This window comes from Cupriavidus taiwanensis (assembly GCF_900250075.1).
Taxonomy (GTDB): Bacteria; Pseudomonadota; Gammaproteobacteria; order Burkholderiales; family Burkholderiaceae; genus Cupriavidus; species Cupriavidus taiwanensis_C.
Genome location: NZ_LT977070.1, coordinates 1137344 through 1152917, shown reverse-complemented (window position 1 = coordinate 1152917; position 15574 = coordinate 1137344). Strand labels below are relative to the sequence as shown.

Sequence of the window (15574 nt, the reverse complement as noted above, 5' to 3'; positions counted from 1 at the left end):
GCCTGAGTTTTACTACGCTGTTGTTGCCTGCCGGTGGTCGATGCCGACAGCTTCTTGTTTTGGCGGAGAGGGTGGGATTCGAACCCACGGTACCGTCGCCGGTACGCCTGATTTCGAGTCAGGTACATTCGACCACTCTGCCACCTCTCCGGTAACTTGTTGCCGTGTGGCGAAACCGAGATTATAGCCATGCTCCGCCAGCCGATGCAAGAGGCTGGCGGCAGATTTTTTTGGCGCCTTATTGCCGCGCCTTAGAGTTCCGGCTCCAGGCGGGTGGTGCCGCCCATGTACGGCTGCAGCGCGGCCGGCACCGTGACCGAGCCGTCGGCGTTCTGGTAGTTCTCCAGGATCGCCACCAGCGTGCGGCCGACGGCCAGGCCCGAACCGTTCAGCGTGTGCACCAGTTCCGGCTTGCCCTGCCCGGTGCGCATGCGCGCCTGCATCCGTCGCGCCTGGAAATCGCCCATGTTGGAGCACGAGCTGATCTCGCGGTAGGTGTTCTGCGCGGGAATCCAGACTTCCAGGTCGTAGGTCTTGGTGCTGCCGAAGCCCATGTCGCCGGTGCACAGCACGATGGTGCGGAACGGCAGCTCCAGCTTCTTCAGGATCGCCTCGGCGTGGCCGGTCAGCTGCTCGAGTGCGTCGAAGGACTGGTCGGCGGGCACCACCTGGACCAGCTCGACCTTGTCGAACTGGTGCTGGCGGATCATGCCGCGGGTGTCCTTGCCGTACGAACCCGCCTCGGAGCGGAAGCACGGCGTATGCGCGACGAAGCGCAGCGGCAGCTTCTCGCCGGCGACGATGGCGTCGCGCACGATGTTGGTCAGCGGCACCTCGGCGGTGGGGATCAGGTAGAAGTTCTCGATACGTTCGCCTTCCTCGCTACCGACCTTGCGTGGCACCTTGAACAGGTCTTCCTCGAACTTGGGCAGCTGGCCGGTGCCGCGCATCGACGCGGCGTTGACGATGTACGGCACGTACATCTCGGTGTAGCCATGCTCCTGCGTATGGGTGTCGAGCATCAGCTGCACCAGCGCGCGGTGCAGGCGCGCCATGCCGCCGCGCAGCATCGAGAAGCGCGACCCGGTGACCTTTACCGCGGTGTCGAAATCCAGCCCCAGCTTCTCGCCCACGTCGACATGGTCGCGCACGGCGAAGTCGAACTGGCGCACCTCGCCGACGCGGCGCACCTCGACGTTCTGGGTCTCGTCATTGCCCACCGGCACGCTCTCGTGCGGCAGGTTGGGAATCGACAGCATCAGCTCGCCCAGGTGCGCCTGGATCTCGTCCAGCCGCGCGGCCGAGGCCTTGAGCGCGTCGCCGATGCCGCCCACTTCCGCCATCACGGCCGAGGCATCCTCGCCCTTGCCCTTGAGCATGCCGATCTGCTTGGACAGGCTGTTGCGGCGCGCCTGCAGTTCCTCGGTCTGGGTCTGCAGTTGCTTGCGTTCGGCCTCGAGTGCCTGGAACGCCGCCACGTCGAGTTGGAAGCCGCGCGTGGCAAGGCGTTGGGCCACGGCGTCGATGTCTTTGCGGAACAGCTGGATGTCGAGCATGTTGCTAGGGTGAAGTGCAGGGCCAGCGACATGCCGGCGGACCCGCCATTTTACTGCACCCGCATGGCGCGGCACGAGCGAACTGTGCCCGACCGCCTGCCTACTCCCCGGACTTGCCGCCCTTGCCACCGTCCTTCGCCTTCGCGGCGCGCTGTTCGCGATGCCAGGCGTCGTCCAGCTCGCGCAGGTGGCGCAGCTTGTCGGCGATCTTGCCTTCCAGCCCGCGCGGCACCGGCTGGTACCAGCCCTGCGCCTTGAGGTCGTCCGGGAAGTAATGCTCGCCGGCGGCGTAAGCCTCGGGCTCGTCGTGCGCGTAGCGGTAGGCGTGGCCGTAACCCAGCTCCTTCATCAGCCGGGTCGGCGCATTGCGCAGGTGCACCGGCACCGCGCGCGACTTGTCCTTGGCAACGAAGGCGCGCGCCGCGTTGTAGGCGTTGTAGCCGGCGTTGGACTTGGGCGCGACCGCCAGGTAGATCAGCGCCTGGCCCAGCGCCAGCTCGCCCTCGGGCGAGCCCAGCCGTTCATAGGTCTCGGCCGCGTCCAGCGTGATGCGCGCGGCGCGCGGATCGGCCAGGCCGATATCCTCCCACGCCATGCGCACGATGCGGCGCGCCAGGTAGCGCGGGTCGGCGCCGCCGTCGATCATGCGGCAGAACCAGTACAGCGCGGCGTCGGGATCCGAGCCACGCACCGACTTGTGCAGCGCGCTGATCTGGTCGTAGAAGGCATCGCCGCCCTTGTCGAAGCGACGCAGGTTCTCCGACAGCGCACTGCCCAGCAGCGCGGTGTCGATCTGCGCGGCGCCGGCCGTGCGCGCGGCGCGCGCGACGATCTCGATGTTGTTCAGCAGCTTGCGCCCGTCGCCGTCGGCGGAGGCGACGATCAGCTGCAGCGCCTCATCCTGCCAGCCGATGCCGCCCAGTTCCTCGGAGGCGCGCAGCGCCAGCTGGGTCAGCTCGGCATCGTCCAGGCTCTTGAGCACGTAGACCGCCGCGCGCGACAGCAAGGCGCCGTTGACCTCGAACGACGGGTTCTCGGTGGTGGCACCGATAAACGTGAACAGCCCGCTTTCCACATGCGGCAGGAACGCGTCCTGCTGGCTCTTGTTGAAGCGGTGCACCTCGTCGACGAACACCAGCGTGCGGCGGCCATGGGCGCGGAACTGCTCGGCGCGCTCGACCGCCTCGCGGATGTCCTTGACCCCCGACAGCACCGCCGACAGCGCGATGAATTCGGCGTCGAACGCGTCGGCCATCAGCCGCGCCAGCGTGGTCTTGCCCACCCCGGGCGGTCCCCACAGGATCATCGAATGCGGCTCGCCAGACTCGAACGCCACGCGCAGCGGCTTGCCCGCGCCGAGCAGGTGCTGCTGCCCGATCACCTCGTCGATGGTGCGCGGGCGCAGGCGCTCCGCCAGCGGTTGCCGGGAACGGTCGGGAGATTCGGAAAACAGCGTGTCCGCCACGGTAGTCAGGCCCTGTCAGTGCGCAAGATGCAGAACGCCACAGTGTAGACCATCGGCACCGGCGCGATTGCGCGCGCGCTCAGGCGGCAAACGCCACCACGTCCTCGATCTCGACGCGGATGCCGATGCGCTCGCCCACCGCGTGGTTGTGGTGCGAGGGCACCAGCGCCAGCACGCGGCCGCCGCTGGCCAGGCGCAGCGTGTACAGGATCTCGGCGCCGCGGAAGGCCTTGTGCACCACCTCGGCACGCATCGGGCTGGCGTCGTCGTGGATGATGTCGTCGGGGCGCACCAGCACGTCGACTGCCGCGCCGGCCGGCAGGTCCAGCGGCACGGCGGGGCGCAGCAGGCCCAGTTCCAGTTCGATCTGAGCGGTATCGCGCACGCGCCCCGCCATCAGCACGCCCTGGCCGATAAAGCCGGCGACAAAGCGCGACGCCGGACGGTGATACAGGTCGTGCGCGCTGCCCCATTGCTCGATCACGCCGTCGTGCATCACGCCGATCTCGTCGGCCATGGCGAAAGCCTCGTGCTGGTCATGCGTGACCAGGATGGCGGTGGTGCCCTGCGCCTTCAGGATCGCGCGCACTTCCAGGCTCAGGCGTTCGCGCAGGTCGACGTCGAGGTTGGAGAACGGCTCGTCGAGCAGCAGCAGCTCCGGGCGCGGCGCCAGCGCGCGTGCCAGCGCGACGCGCTGCTGCTGGCCGCCTGACAGTTCGTGCGGGTACTGGCGGCCGGCACCGGCCAGGCCCACCAGCCGCAACACCTCGTCCACCCGCGCCGTGCGCTCGGCGCGGCTGGCGCGGATCAGGCCGAAGCCGACGTTGGCAGCCACGTCCAGATGCGGAAACAGCGCGTAGTCCTGGAACACCATGCCGATGCGGCGCTGCTCCGGCGCCAGCAGCGTCCCGGAAGAGGACACGGTCTGCCCGTCCAGCAAGATGCGTCCGTCCTGCAGCGGCTCGAAGCCCGCGATCGCGCGCAGCACCGTAGTCTTGCCGCAGCCGCTGGGCCCCAGCAGGCAGGCGATATGGCCGCGCGCCACCGAGAAAGACAGGCCCTTGACCACGGCATGGCGGCCGAAGGCATGACGGATACGCTCCACCTCGATGACAGCCGGAGCCGGGACGGACGCATCCGGAGCATCGGCACGGGTAGCCGGCCGAGTGCGGGCCTGGGTGCCGGGCAGGCGTGAATAGGAATCGGTTCGCATGTGCGCATTATAGGGACGTGCCGGCCCGTGCGGCCGGTGTCCCAGCTTCGTCCGGCGCGCCTACGTCGCCGGCATTGCTAGAATGCGTCAGCCCGCACACCGCGCCGCCAGGCAAAGGTTCGGCGGGCGGCACTTTGCTCACCGTTCCCGCGCATGCTCCTGTCCAGCCGCCGCCGCTTCCATCCCCTGACCCTGGCCACCGTGGCGATGGCGCTGCTGATTGCCGTGCCGGTTCTGGTGATCGCCTCGGCCGTGCTCCTGCCCGCCGGCGACACCTGGCGCCACCTGCTCGACACGGTGCTGGCCGAATACGTGCTCAATACCGTCTGGCTGCTATGCGGCGTGGCCACGGGGGTGCTGCTGCTGGGCGTGACCACCGCGTGGCTGGTCTCGACCTACCGCTTTCCCGGCCATGCCGTGATGGAATGGGCGCTGGTGCTGCCGATGGCGATGCCGGCCTACGTGATCGCCTACGCCTACACCGACGCGCTGCAGTTCGCCGGCCCGGTGCAAGGCTGGCTGCGGGAGCTGACCGGCTGGCGCGCCCGCGACTACTGGTTTCCCGAAATCCGCTCGCTCGGCGGCGCGATCGCGCTGTTCTCGCTGGTGCTGTACCCGTACGTCTACCTGACCGCGCGCGCCGCCTTCCTGCAGCAGACCCAGAACACGCTCGAGGCCGCGCGCCTGCTCGGCCATGGCGCCTGGAGCCGGCTCTGGCGCGTGGTGCTGCCGCTGGCGCGACCGGGCATCGTCGCCGGCACCGCGCTGGCGATGATGGAAACGCTGGCGGACTTCGGCACCGTCGCCTATTTCGCCATCCCGACTTTCTCCACCGGCATCTACCGCGCCTGGTTCTCGCTGGGCGACAAGAACGCCGCGGCGCAGCTGTCGGCCTGCATGCTGCTGTTCGTCGCCGCGATCCTGCTGATGGAGCGCGCCAGCCGCGGCCGCGCGCAGGTGTTCGGCAACCAGCGCCGCGCCGCGGCCTGGACCCTGGACGGCGCACGCGGCTGGCTGGCGCTGGCGGCGTGCCTGGTGCCGGTGCTGCTGGGCTTCGTGGTGCCCGCGCTGATGCTGTGCCGCATGGCCTTTACCGATGGCGACGCACAGTTCGGCCCGCGCTTTGTCGGCCTGGTGCGCAACAGCTTCCTGCTGGCCAGCGCCACCGCGCTGGCGGCGGTGGCGGTCGCGCTGGCGGTTGGCTATGCCGCGCGCGCCGTCAACGGCAAGCGCAGCTGGCTGATGCGCGGCCTGACCCGGGTCTGCGGCATGGGCTATGCGCTGCCGGGCTCCGTCATCGCGGTGGGCGTGCTGGTGCCGGTGGCGCGACTCGACAATGCGCTGTCGGCCTGGCTGCAGCAGCAGTTCGGGGTCTCGGTGGGGCTGCTGCTGACCGGCGGCATCGCCGCGCTGGTCTACGCGCTGCTGGTGCGCTTCCTGGGCGTGGCGCTGCAGACCGTCAATGCCGGGCTGGGCAAGATCACGCCCAGCATGGACGCCGCCGCGCGCAGCCTGGGCCACGGCCCCGGCGCCACGCTGCGGCGCGTGCATTTGCCGATGCTGCGCGGCAGCCTGCTGACCGCCGCGCTGATCGTCTTTGTCGACGTAATGAAGGAATTGCCGGCGACCTTCGTGATGCGGCCGTTCAATTTCGACACGCTGGCGGTGCAGGCCTACAACCTGGCCGCCGACGAACGCCTGACCGAGGCCGCCACCGCCTCGCTGGTGATCGTCGCGGTCGGGCTGCTGCCGGTGATCGTGCTGTCGCGCACGATCCGCCGCCAGGCGCAGCACTGAGCCGCCCCGGTCTCGCTCAAGTCGCGCCCGCCCCGCGCCGATAGCCTCTTATGGCCCGGCATCCGCCCGGGCGCGACCCGCGGCATGCCCGCCGCGCAAGAGCCTATGCTGCGATATCACATCCTGCTGTTCAAGTTGAACCGGCTCAGCCGCAACAGGCTGAGCGGCGTGGAAGAAGTCTCGCTGGCCGGACAGCTGGCCGAGATGATCGGCGCGGCCGACGCCGCCGCGCGCGTGATCGACGACCTGTTCGACCATGCCAACCCGCAGGTACGCCGCATCGCCCTCAATGCGATCCGCCGCGCGCGGCAATTCTCGGCGCCGGCGCTGCAGCCGGCGCTGGTGCGCCGCATGGCCGATGCCGAGGCGACGGTGCGCCACGATGCCGTGTGGATCGTGCAGGAAACCCGCATGGACGGCGCCGAACTGCGCGCCGCGCTGCGCCGGCTGGCCGGCAAGGTGCAACTGCCATGGGATGCCGAGCGCGCCCGCGCCAACCCGGCCGATACCGCGCTGGCGGCACAGGTGCGGGCGCGCATGGCGCTGGACAAGCTGCTGGAGAAGAGCGCCGCGGAGCGCAACCAGGCGCTGGCGGCAATGGCGCTGGGCTCGACCTCGGACCAGCCCTATGCCGAAGGCACGGTCGGCCACAAGGGACTGCTGCATCGGGCGCTGGTGCGGCGGCAGGCGGGGCGGCGGCTCAACAGCAGTGTCAAGCTGACGTTCCGCAAGGTCGAACCGACGCAGGTGACGGGGAACAAGCGGTTCTTGCTGTGACCGCGTCTGGCTGCTGACACCTCAGCAACCGCTTGTGTGCTCCCTCTCCCGCTTGCGGGAGAGGTGAGAAAACCAGCGCCAAGCCATCCTTCGGCTTTACTTGAACCCCGCCCGATCCACCAGCTTCTGCGCCTGCGGCTGGTACTTGCCCAGCTCGGCCACGTTGATGGTGTCGGACTTGAACTCGCCCAGCGCCTCGAGCACGGGGTTGCTGACCTTCACGCCCTTCACCACCGGCCATTCGTTGTTGCCGTCGGCAAAGTAGCGCTGCGCCTCGTCGCTGGCCAGGTACTCCAGGAACTTGACCGCCGCATCCTTGTTGGGCGCGTGCTTGAGCATGCCGCCGCCGGAGACGTTCATGTGTACGCCCTGGCTCGACTGGTTGGGCCACACCACGCCCAGCTTGTCGGCCACGGCCTTGTCTTCGGGCTTGGTCGACTTCAGCAGCCGCGCGATGTAGTAGGTGTTGGCGATGGCCACGTCGCACTCGCCCGCGGCAACGGCCTTGAGCTGGTCGGTGTCGCCGCCCTTGGGCACGCGCGCCAGGTTGGCGGCCACGCCGCGCGCCCATTGCTCGGTACGGGCCTCGCCGTCGTGGGCGATCAGGCTGGAAATCAGCGACAGGTTGTAGACATGGCCGCTGGAACGCGTGCAGACCTTGCCCTTCCACTTGGGATCGGCCAGGTCTTCATAGCTGGCGATGTCGCCGGCCTTGACCGCGGCCTTGTTGTAGGCGATCACGCGGCCGCGGGCCGAGAAGCCGAACCACTCGCCATTGGGATCGCGGTAGTTGGCCGGGATGCGCGACTCCAGCACCTTGGACTTCACCGGCGCGAACACGCCGGCCTGCTGGGCGCGCCACAGGCGCCCGATATCCACCGTGATGAACACGTCCGCCGGGCTGTTGGCCCCTTCGTTGCGGATGCGCTCCAGCAGCGGATCTTCCTGGCCTTCGATGCGGTTGATCTTGATGCCGGTCTGCTTGGTGAAGTTGGCGTACAGCGCCTCGTCGGTCTGGTAGTGCCGTGCGGTGTAGAGGTTGAGCACCTTTTCCTGGGCCGCCGCGGCAAGCGGCAGCGTCAGCAGGGCCAGTGCCGCGGCGCGCGGCAGCAAGGTTCGGATGGTGGTTTTCACGCGGTTGGCTCCCCAGCATGGTTTGGGCAGCCGCCGGGCACCCCCAAGGCCGCCCGGTGTTTGGATTCCGGTTAGCGGAAAACAATATTGATTCTTGTTCAGGCGGTCAAATTACATTTCTGTCATGTTTGACGCCCCTTGCGCCGGGTCAAGGTGACCCGTCAACTCCGGGATGAACGCGGCCTCAGCCGCGCCGCACCCACACCACCTTGCCGGCCTTGACCCCCAGCGTGCGCCGCTGCGGGTTGTAGTCCATGGTGCCAGGGAACTGCTGGCCGTCGCGTTCGCCCAGGCGCCACGTGCAGCCTTGCAGCAGGCCGATGGCTTCGGCCTCGGGCTTGCCGACCAGTGCGTCGTCGGCCAGCTTGTCCGCGGCGCAGCCGGCCGTCGTGCCGAGCGAGCCTTGCGGGGCCGGCGCCGGTGCCGGCGCTGCCGGCTCAGTCGGCGCGGCCGCGCAGCCGGCCAGCAACGCGCCGCCCGCGGCCAGCCACAGCAGTTGATGGGTGCGGCTGCGCATGGTGGCAAGCATCGCGATCATGGGGGCTCCTGTCAGGGTTGGCGAGTCAGAGGATTCTGGGACACATGGCCCATATAGGGTTCAGGCCGCACTGAGCGGCGCCGGCGATGCCTTAGCCCCTGGCGCGCTTGGCCAGGGTCTTCATCGCATCGGCCGGCAACGGGCCGTGGCAGGTGCGCTCGCCGCCGGCCTCGCTGACCACCAGCCATACCTGGCCTGGCTGGTCCTTCGGGTGCAGCAGCCAGGCCGGGCCGCGCGCGTTGCTGCTCGGCGGCAGGTCTTCCAGCACGCCGGTGCTGGCCGATTGCAGCATCACCGCGCATTCGGTGGCGGGCACGCGGGTGGCCGAGAGAAAGGCCGGATTGCCGACCACCTCCGGCAACGCCGAGTCCGGCGCGCGCAGGAAGGCGTCGACATCGAACTTGCTGGCGCCGCCGCCGCTGCTGGCGCATGCCGCCAGCGCCAGCACGCCGGCGCAGGCCAGCACCATCCGGCCAGGACGACGATAGGTTGCGTCAGCGGGGGCCGACCCTTCGCGCGCATCGATCATGGCGGCCCTCATTGCTTCATCACGTCGGCGCCCTTGGGCACCGTGAACCGGAACGCATCGGCCGCCAGCGGCGGGTTTTTCTGCATGCCGGTGAAGGTCAGCAGCGTGGTGTTGCCGAACGCGTCGCGCAGTTCCATGGCTTCGAGATTGCCGGCCTTGAAGCCGATGCCGATGCGCTCGAACTGCGTGTCCTTGGCCTTGGGCGTCAGCTCCAGCCATTCCACGCCGTCGCGCGTCGGCCCGTTCCTGACCACGAAGTTCTTGTCGAGGTCGTTGCTGCCGAACAGGATCGCCGCCGGGCTGGAACCCAGCGCGCCGTCGAGCTTGCGCTCGGTGACCTGGTTCAGGTCCTTGTCATAGATGTACAGGGTCTGGCCGTCGGCCTGCAGCAGCTGCTCGTAGGGCTTGGTATAGCGCCAGGTGAACTTGCCCGGACGCGAGAACACGAAGGTGCCGCTGGAGGTGCCGGTCACCTTGACGTTGGCGCCCTGCCCCTTGACCTGGCGCTGCGTGAATTCGCCGCGCGCGCTCTTCACGCCGGTGACGAAGCTCTGCAGCTGGTCGGTGGCGGCGGCATGGGCCGGCGCCTGCATGGCGAACATCGCCAGCGCGGCGCAGGCCGACACGAGGATGCGGTTGCGCATGATCTGGATCCTGGTTGTTATCGAATGCGTTGCCACGGTGCGGCGCCTGCTCAGGCAGCCCGCTGTATGGTCAACGTCTGGTTAGAGCAGGCAACTGGTGCAGGATTCCGCGCCGCGGGTAACCGGATATTACGGCAGATGGTGCGCGAACTGCGCCGGTTCGGGCACGAAAACTCTCAATTTGCGGTAAACGGCGAGTCGGGCGAAATTCGTATCGAGACGAAACACATCCTTACCTGCCGTGGAAGACAATGCCAAGCATGCACGTAGAGCACTCGCCACGCTGCCTCTTGCCTGTTGCTTCGCCGGGAGGCGGCCAAACACACTGGGCCGGCAATATGACCACCACCAAACCTACGGCCGGGCGTCAGCCATTCCGGCACGACGCCCGGCGCCTTGACCGCGACGAGATGAAGAGGATCGCGACGCGCCAGGTCAGGATTGAACTCGAGGCCCGGCAGGAAAAGAACGCTGCCAAGCCAGTAAATCCTGCCATGGTAGTCACGGGCATTCTGGCCGGTGTAGCGTTCGTCTTTTCCGTGATGTCGTGGCTGAATGAGAGCACCCAGGACAAGATCGACAAGGCCACTGGTCCGCTCGCCTCCGGGATAACGGAGATGGATCGCCGCCTCACGGGTCGCCTCGATGCTGTCGATGCACGTATCGACCGCCTGGAGGTGCGGGTCGAAAAGGAGTTTGAAAACGTCAACGCCAAACTAGGGAGCGTCAACGCGAAGGTCGACAACGTCAATGCGAAGGTCGACAACGTCAACGCAAAGGTCGACAACGTAAACGCGAAGGTCGAGAACATCAACGCGAAGCTCGATTTGGTGCTCAAGCGCCGCTAGCACACAGGCTGGGCAATCTACGGCTAGCCGGGATGCCCGCCTCTGCTAGTCACTCATCATCCCGCGCGGCAGCACCGCCCTGCACCAGGATGTCGCGGTTGCCGTTGCCCGACATGGCCGAGACCAGCCCGGCCTTTTCCATGTCCTCGAGCAGCCGCGCGGCGCGGTTGTAGCCGATGCGCAGGTGGCGCTGCACCAGCGAGATCGATGCGCGCCGGTTCTTCAGCACCACCTCGACCGCCTGGTCGTACAGCGGATCGGCTTCGCCGCCACCACCGCCGATGCCGGCGCCGCCGCCAAAACCGTCGCCACCGCCGCCGTCATCGGTCAGCCCGCCTTCGAGGATGCCCTCGATGTAGTTGGCCTCTCCCGACTCCTTGAGCTTTTCCACCACCCGGTGGACTTCGTCGTCCGAGACGAAGGCGCCGTGCACGCGCACCGGCAGGCCAGTGCCCGGCGCGAGATAGAGCATGTCGCCCATGCCCAGCAGCGTCTCGGCGCCCTGCTGGTCGAGGATGGTGCGCGAATCGATCTTGCTGCTGACCTGGAACGCGATCCGGGTCGGCACGTTGGCCTTGATCAGGCCGGTGATCACGTCCACCGACGGGCGCTGCGTGGCCAGCACCAGGTGCAGGCCAGCGGCACGCGCCTTCTGGGCGATCCGCGCGATCAGTTCTTCCACCTTCTTGCCGACCACCATCATCAGGTCGGCCAGCTCGTCGATGACGATGACGATGGTAGGCAGCTTTTCCAGCGGCTCCGGTGCGTCCGGGGTCAGGCTGAACGGGTTCGGGATCTTCTCTTCCTTCGCCGCGGCCTCGTCGATCTTCTTGTTGTAGCCGGCCAGGTTGCGCACGCCCAGCTTGCTCATCAGCTTGTAGCGGCGCTCCATCTCGCCGACGGCCCAGTTCAGCGCGTTGCCGGCCTGGCGCATGTCGGTCACCACCGGGCACAGCAGGTGCGGAATGCCCTCGTAGACGCTCATTTCAAGCATCTTCGGGTCGATCAGGATCAGGCGCACGCTTTCGGGCTTGGCCTTGTACAGCAGCGACAGGATCATCGCATTGATGCCCACCGACTTGCCCGAGCCGGTGGTGCCCGCCACCATGCAGTGCGGCATGCGCGCCAGGTCGGCCACCATCGGCTTGCCGGCAATGTCCTTGCCCAGCGCCATGGTCAGGCTGGAGGCGCTCTCGTTGTAGACCTGCGAGCCCAGGATTTCCGACAGGCGCACGGTCTGGCGTTTCGGGTTGGGCAGCTCCAACCCCATGTAGTTCTTGCCCGGGATGGTCTCGACCACGCGGATCGACACCAGCGACAGCGAACGCGCCAGGTCGCGCGCCAGGTTCACCACCTGGCTGCCCTTGACCCCGGTGGCGGGCTCGATCTCGTAGCGGGTGATGACCGGGCCCGGGTAGGCCGCCACCACCTTGACCTCGACGCCGAAGTCCTTGAGCTTTTTCTCGATCAGGCGCGACGTGAACTCCAGCGTCTCGGCGCTGACGGTTTCCTGGTGCGGCGGGATCGGATCCAGCAGCGACAGCGGCGGCAGGTCCGAATCCTGGATATCGGCGAACAGCGGCTGCTGCTTCTCGCGCTCGACGCGCTCGTGCTTGGGCACGGCCTGCGGGCGCACAATCTGCACCGGCGCCGCCTCTTCGATGCGCACGCGCTGCACCTCGACGGTTTCCTTGCGCTCGGTCTTGGCGGCCTCGCCGATGATGCGGTCCTGCTTGCTCTCGCGGCGGGCCTTGAAGCCCAGGAACAGGGTCTCGACAAAGCCGCCGATCTGCTCGGCCACGGTCAGCCACGAGAAATGGAAGAACAGCGACAGCCCGATCGCCAGCAGCAGCAACAGCAGCAGGGTAGCGCCGGTGAAGCCCAGCGCCACCTGCAGCCAGCCGCCGAGCAGGTCGCCCAGCACCCCGCCGGGCGCGCGCGGCAGCGCGGCGCGCAGCGGGTACATGCGGATCGCCTCCAGGCCCATGCTGGAGAACAGGGTCAGCACGAAGCCGATCCAGCTGACGGTCACGCCCTGGCGGTGCAGGCCGTGGTCGGTGCGTTCGGGCAGCTCGGCGGTCAGCGTGCGCCAGCCGCGCCAGCAGCGGCGCACCAGCAGCACCGCCAGCCAGTAGGCGGAAAAGCCGAAGATGAAGAACAGCACATCCGCCACCCAGGCGCCGACGCGGCCGCCCAGGTTATGGATATCGGCCACCTGGTTGGCATGGGACCAGCCGGGATCGGTCTTGCTGTAGCTGGCCAGCACGCACAGGAAACCCAGCGTGACGGCCAGCAGCAGGAACCAGCGGACTTCGCCCAGCAGTTTGCCGATGCGGGATGGCAAGGCTGAGGGATCGGTGCGGGTGGTCGTGGTAGCTCGGGCCATGCCTGGTTGAAACTCGCGTGTTAGGGGATTCCGGATCGGTTTCGGACCGATGCCGCCGGCGGCCGGCGTTCTTTCGCCGGGTGACGGACAGGCATCGTGGCGGCCATTTTAACGTGGCCCGAGACTATCGCACCCATTGGAATTTGCAACAGTGAGCAAATGCGGCTCCTCTTATAATGTCGCTTTCGAGCAATGCCGGTGGGCATCATGCCGCACCGGCCACAGGAACGCATCATGGCAAAACACGCAAAAGTGCTGATTCTCGGTTCCGGTCCCGCCGGCTACACCGCCGCGGTCTACGCGGCCCGCGCCAACCTGGAGCCGGTGCTGATCACCGGCCTGGCACAGGGCGGCCAGCTGATGACGACCACCGACGTCGAGAACTGGCCGGGCGATGCCAAGGGCGTCCAGGGCCCCGAGCTGATGCAGCGCCTGCTGGCGCATGCCGAGGAATTCAAGACCGAAATCATCTTCGATCACATCCATACCGCGAAGCTGGTGGACGACAAGGGCCAGCCGGCCCGCCCCTTCACGCTGATCGGCGACGCCGGCGAGTACACCTGCGACGCGCTGATCATCGCCACCGGCGCCTCGGCACAGTACCTGGGCCTGCCGTCGGAAGAATCGTTCATGGGCCGCGGCGTGTCGGCCTGCGCCACCTGCGACGGCTTCTTCTACAAGAACCAGGAAGTGGCCGTGGTCGGCGGCGGCAATACCGCCGTGGAAGAAGCGCTGTACCTGTCGCATATCGCCAGCAAGGTCACCGTGATCCACCGCCGCGACAGCTTCCGCGCCGAGCCGATCCTGGTTGACCGCCTGCTGCAGCGTGAAAAGGAAGGCCGCGTGGTGATCCGCTACGACAGCGTGCTGGACGAAGTGCTGGGCGACGACTCCGGCGTGACCGGCATCCGCGTGCGCGGCACCAAGACCGGCCAGACCGAAGACCTGAAGCTGGCCGGCGTGTTCATCGCCATCGGCCACAAGCCCAACACCGACCTGTTCACCGGCCAGCTGGCCATGGAAAACGGCTACCTGGTGACCAAGTCGGGCCTGCAGGGCGATGCCACCGCCACCAGCGTGCCGGGCGTGTTCGCCGCGGGCGACGTGCAGGACCACGTCTACCGCCAGGCCATCACCAGCGCCGGCACCGGCTGCATGGCCGCGCTGGACGCCCAACGCTTCGTCGAAGCCCTGAAGTAAGCAACCCCTGCGCCGGCGGCTCATCACGCCGCCGGCGCGTCACACGGGCGCGGGCCCGCCCGCGGCCCCGCCAGTCGATATAATCGGCGCCGAGCCTCCGGAGATTTTTTTCAATGACGCACGGCGCCCGCAAACCCGACCGACCGCCCCAACGCCTCGGCCTGAACGACCTTGCCAGGCTGCGCGACACCCTCAAGGCCGACACCGAGCGCCGCGAAGCCGAGCGCGTCGCCGCCGAGCAGGCAGCCGAGCGCGCCCGCGCCGAAGCCGATGTGTTCCGCGCCAGCGTGGGCCAGGTCAGCCAGCTGCGCGACCGCAACCGCGCCCACCATCCCCCCAGCAAGCCCGCACCCGTGCCGGTGCAGTCGCAGCGCAACGACCAGGCCGTGCTGCAGGCGTCGCTGTCGGACGAGTTCGATGTCGAAAGCCTGCTCGAGACCGACGAGACGCTGTCGTTCCGCCGGCCCGGCATCGGCATGGACGTGGTGCGCAAGCTGCGCCGCGGCGAATGGGTGCCGCAGGACAAGGTCGACCTGCACGGACTGCGCAGCGACGAGGCGCGCGAGGCGCTGGCCGAGTTCCTGCGCCGCTCGGTGCGCAACGGCGTGCGCTGCGTGCGCGTGATTCACGGCAAGGGCCTGGGCTCGCCCGACAAGCTGCCGGTGCTCAAGGGCAAGGTGCGCAGCTGGCTGGTGCAGAAGGAGGAAGTGCTGGCCTTCGTGCAGGCGCGCGAAGCCGAAGGCGGCGCCGGCGCGCTGATGGTGCTGCTGCGCCAGCGGCGCGCCTGACGCCGCGCCCGGATGCACGTTCCGCTCGAATTGCTGATGGGGCGCCTGCCCCTGATCCTCCACATCATGGAGGTGATCGGCGTGCTCGCCTTCGCGGTCTCGGGGGTGGTCGATGCCCGCAAGCAGCGCCTGGACGTGGTCGGCACCTTCGTGGTGGCCTTTGCCACCGCCTTCGGCGGCGGCACCGTGCGCGACGTGCTGCTCGACCGGCGCCCGTTCTACTGGGTCGACCATGAAGGCTATGTGCTGCTGATCTTCGTGATGTCGTTCGGCGCGTCGTTCGTGCTGCGCGTGGTCAGCCGGGTGGCTTCGGACCGGGCCATGATCGTGGCAGATGCCATCGGGCTGGGGCTGTTCTCGGTGACCGGCGCCTCGCTGGCGCTGGTGGCGCAGATGACGCCGACCGTGGCGGTCATGATGGGCATCATCTCGGCGGTGTTCGGCGGCGTGGTGCGCGACGTGCTGTGCAATGAAGTGCCGATGATCCTGCGCGACCGCTCGCCCTATGCCACCTGCTCGTTCATCGGCTGCTGGATCTATATCGGCCTGACCTGGGTCGAGGTGCAGCAGGAGGCGGCGCTGCTGACCGGCGCGCTGGCGATCATCGCCATGCGCCTGGCGTCGGTGCGCTATGGCTGGAAGCTGCCCAGCTGAGCGGCGGCTAAGGCGGACCCACCAATGAAAACGCCGCCCTGCAGG

General features: G+C 68.0%; 14 protein-coding genes and 1 tRNA gene. 6 read left to right on the top strand and 9 right to left on the bottom strand.

Annotated elements, in window-relative coordinates; all coding sequences use genetic code 11:
• Positions 1–60 precede the first annotated feature (60 nt).
• The 4 genes from CBM2588_RS05330 to CBM2588_RS05315 form a co-directional block, all read right to left on the bottom strand.
• Positions 61–150 (bottom strand) — tRNA-Ser (locus tag CBM2588_RS05330).
• A 101-nt stretch (positions 151–251) separates the two neighbouring features.
• Positions 252–1556, bottom strand: a complete 1305-nt coding sequence (gene serS / locus CBM2588_RS05325) for a serine--tRNA ligase (RefSeq protein WP_115679684.1) — start codon at positions 1554–1556, stop codon at positions 252–254.
• Between the two features lie 100 nt (positions 1557–1656).
• Positions 1657–3021 carry a replication-associated recombination protein A gene (locus CBM2588_RS05320; RefSeq protein WP_115679683.1) on the bottom strand — a complete coding sequence of 455 codons (1365 nt, stop codon included), beginning with the start codon at positions 3019–3021 and terminating at the stop codon, positions 1657–1659.
• A gap of 79 nt (positions 3022–3100) precedes the next feature.
• Positions 3101–4234, bottom strand: a complete 1134-nt coding sequence (locus CBM2588_RS05315; protein WP_115679682.1) for an ABC transporter ATP-binding protein — start codon at positions 4232–4234, stop codon at positions 3101–3103.
• A 153-nt stretch (positions 4235–4387) separates the two neighbouring features.
• Between CBM2588_RS05315 and CBM2588_RS05310 the strand changes: the two genes are divergently transcribed.
• Both CBM2588_RS05310 and CBM2588_RS05305 read left to right on the top strand, forming a co-directional pair.
• Positions 4388–6031, top strand: a complete 1644-nt coding sequence (locus CBM2588_RS05310) for an ABC transporter permease (protein ID WP_115679681.1) — start codon at positions 4388–4390, stop codon at positions 6029–6031.
• 105 nt (positions 6032–6136) lie between these two features.
• A complete protein-coding gene (locus CBM2588_RS05305; RefSeq protein ID WP_115679680.1) occupies positions 6137–6808 on the top strand; it encodes a hypothetical protein in 672 nt (223 codons plus the stop codon).
• Positions 6809–6904: 96 nt separating this feature from the next.
• Here the strand turns inward: CBM2588_RS05305 and CBM2588_RS05300 are convergent, their stop codons facing one another.
• The 4 genes from CBM2588_RS05300 to lolA form a co-directional block, all read right to left on the bottom strand.
• Positions 6905–7942 (bottom strand): Fe(3+) ABC transporter substrate-binding protein, encoded by a 1038-nt coding sequence (locus CBM2588_RS05300; protein ID WP_115679679.1) that lies wholly within the window; start codon positions 7940–7942, stop codon positions 6905–6907.
• A gap of 184 nt (positions 7943–8126) precedes the next feature.
• Positions 8127–8480, bottom strand: coding sequence for a hypothetical protein (locus CBM2588_RS05295; RefSeq protein WP_115679678.1), 354 nt, complete (start codon positions 8478–8480; stop codon positions 8127–8129).
• 91 nt (positions 8481–8571) lie between these two features.
• The gene (locus CBM2588_RS05290) at positions 8572–8949 is read right to left on the bottom strand and encodes a hypothetical protein (protein ID WP_231942162.1); all 378 of its coding nucleotides are present in this window, start codon (positions 8947–8949) and stop codon (positions 8572–8574) included.
• A gap of 68 nt (positions 8950–9017) precedes the next feature.
• The gene (gene lolA, locus CBM2588_RS05285; protein ID WP_012352052.1) at positions 9018–9653 is read right to left on the bottom strand and encodes an outer membrane lipoprotein chaperone LolA; all 636 of its coding nucleotides are present in this window, start codon (positions 9651–9653) and stop codon (positions 9018–9020) included.
• 338 nt (positions 9654–9991) lie between these two features.
• On the opposite strand from lolA, the gene CBM2588_RS05280 reads away from it, so the two are divergent.
• Positions 9992–10501: a hypothetical protein gene (locus CBM2588_RS05280; protein ID WP_115679676.1), complete on the top strand. Its 510-nt coding sequence runs from the start codon at positions 9992–9994 to the stop codon at positions 10499–10501.
• A gap of 49 nt (positions 10502–10550) precedes the next feature.
• On the opposite strand, the gene CBM2588_RS05275 is transcribed toward CBM2588_RS05280, so the two are convergent.
• Entirely contained in the window at positions 10551–12887 is a 2337-nt protein-coding gene (locus tag CBM2588_RS05275; RefSeq protein WP_115679675.1) for a DNA translocase FtsK, read from the bottom strand.
• A gap of 234 nt (positions 12888–13121) precedes the next feature.
• Here CBM2588_RS05275 and trxB point away from each other — a divergent pair, with 234 nt between their 5' ends.
• The 3 genes from trxB (at position 13122) to CBM2588_RS05260 (ending at position 15529) form a co-directional block, all read left to right on the top strand.
• Positions 13122–14087: a thioredoxin-disulfide reductase gene (gene trxB / locus CBM2588_RS05270; protein WP_115681404.1), complete on the top strand. Its 966-nt coding sequence runs from the start codon at positions 13122–13124 to the stop codon at positions 14085–14087.
• Positions 14088–14200: 113 nt separating this feature from the next.
• Positions 14201–14875 carry a Smr/MutS family protein gene (locus tag CBM2588_RS05265; protein WP_115679674.1) on the top strand — a complete coding sequence of 225 codons (675 nt, stop codon included), beginning with the start codon at positions 14201–14203 and terminating at the stop codon, positions 14873–14875.
• A 12-nt stretch (positions 14876–14887) separates the two neighbouring features.
• A complete protein-coding gene (locus tag CBM2588_RS05260) occupies positions 14888–15529 on the top strand; it encodes a trimeric intracellular cation channel family protein (RefSeq protein ID WP_115679673.1) in 642 nt (213 codons plus the stop codon).
• Positions 15530–15574: the final 45 nt, after the last annotated feature.

Excerpts from the sequence above, each read along its gene's own strand:
- CBM2588_RS05275 (WP_115679675.1), bottom strand. The coding sequence starts at position 12,887 with ATGGCCCGAGCTACCACGACCACCCGCACCGATCCCTCAGCCTTGCCA.
- CBM2588_RS05290 (WP_231942162.1), bottom strand. The coding sequence starts at position 8,949 with ATGGTGCTGGCCTGCGCCGGCGTGCTGGCGCTGGCGGCATGCGCCAGC.
- trxB (WP_115681404.1), top strand. The coding sequence starts at position 13,122 with ATGGCAAAACACGCAAAAGTGCTGATTCTCGGTTCCGGTCCCGCCGGC.
- CBM2588_RS05305 (WP_115679680.1), top strand. The coding sequence starts at position 6,137 with ATGCTGCGATATCACATCCTGCTGTTCAAGTTGAACCGGCTCAGCCGC.
- CBM2588_RS05260 (WP_115679673.1), top strand. The coding sequence starts at position 14,888 with ATGCACGTTCCGCTCGAATTGCTGATGGGGCGCCTGCCCCTGATCCTC.
- CBM2588_RS05280 (WP_115679676.1), top strand. The coding sequence starts at position 9,992 with ATGACCACCACCAAACCTACGGCCGGGCGTCAGCCATTCCGGCACGAC.
- serS (WP_115679684.1), bottom strand. The coding sequence starts at position 1,556 with ATGCTCGACATCCAGCTGTTCCGCAAAGACATCGACGCCGTGGCCCAA.
- CBM2588_RS05265 (WP_115679674.1), top strand. The coding sequence starts at position 14,201 with ATGACGCACGGCGCCCGCAAACCCGACCGACCGCCCCAACGCCTCGGC.
- CBM2588_RS05310 (WP_115679681.1), top strand. The coding sequence starts at position 4,388 with ATGCTCCTGTCCAGCCGCCGCCGCTTCCATCCCCTGACCCTGGCCACC.
- CBM2588_RS05295 (WP_115679678.1), bottom strand. The coding sequence starts at position 8,480 with ATGATCGCGATGCTTGCCACCATGCGCAGCCGCACCCATCAACTGCTG.
- CBM2588_RS05315 (WP_115679682.1), bottom strand. The coding sequence starts at position 4,234 with ATGCGAACCGATTCCTATTCACGCCTGCCCGGCACCCAGGCCCGCACT.
- lolA (WP_012352052.1), bottom strand. The coding sequence starts at position 9,653 with ATGCGCAACCGCATCCTCGTGTCGGCCTGCGCCGCGCTGGCGATGTTC.